The following is a 552-nucleotide window of genomic DNA, read 5'->3' on the forward strand; positions in this document are numbered from 1 at the left end:
AAAAACTAGTATTAAGACTATCACTTAAATAAGTGATACTGGTTGTCTGGAGATTCAGGGGGCCAGTCTAATGAGTTCAGTAATATAAGCGAACTGAAGGATGCTGTTACGGAATATATTGAATACTACAACAGCAGAAGAATTAGCCTGAAATTAAAAGGTCTGACTCCAAATGAATATCGGAATCAGACCTATATGCCTCGTGTTTAACTGTCCAACTTTTTGGGGTCAGTACAAACCGAGGCCAACGAATGAACCAAGCAATTCAGATGTTAGCCTCTTACCCGCCATCCGGCAAGGAGAAAGGCTATGAAGCGCAACCCTCTGGTGGTGTGTCTGCTCATTATCTGCATTACGATTCTGGCATTCACACTCCTGACCCGACAAACGCTCTACGAACTGCGGTTCCGGGACGGTGATAAGGAGGTTGCTGCGCTCATGGCCTGCACGTCCAGGTAAGGGCAAGCGCGGGGATTTTCCCCGCGCATCTGACTAGCAGATTCATTTTCTCATGGCACCCCTTTTACACTTCAGTTAGTGCATGTTTTTTTC

2 protein-coding genes and 1 pseudogene are annotated in these 552 nt (G+C 45.8%); 2 read left to right on the forward strand and 1 reads right to left on the reverse strand.

The features are described 5' to 3' along the window. Window positions 1-69: 69 nt before the first annotated feature. Both ACUU1I_RS21110 and hokB read left to right on the forward strand, forming a co-directional pair. Window positions 70-210: pseudogene (locus ACUU1I_RS21110) on the forward strand (IS3 family transposase); the annotation flags it as partial. A gap of 99 nt (window positions 211-309) precedes the next feature. Then, on the forward strand, window positions 310-459 hold the full coding sequence (hokB, locus tag ACUU1I_RS21115) for a type I toxin-antitoxin system toxin HokB (RefSeq protein WP_023517637.1): 150 nt from the start codon (window positions 310-312) through the stop codon (window positions 457-459). Here hokB and yncP read toward each other — a convergent pair. Continuing rightward, entirely contained in the window at window positions 437-505 is a 69-nt protein-coding gene (gene yncP / locus ACUU1I_RS21120) for a hypothetical protein (RefSeq protein WP_212591405.1), read from the reverse strand. The two genes, hokB and yncP, sit on opposite strands and share 23 nt — an antisense overlap. Window positions 506-552 lie beyond the last annotated feature (47 nt).

The sequence above is a fragment of the Shigella sp. SIG3 genome, assembly GCF_053555855.1.

What these genes read in the sequence shown, in the direction of transcription:
- hokB (WP_023517637.1), top strand. Translation starts at nt 310, where the DNA reads ATGAAGCGCAACCCTCTGGTGGTGTGTCTGCTCATTATCTGCATTACG.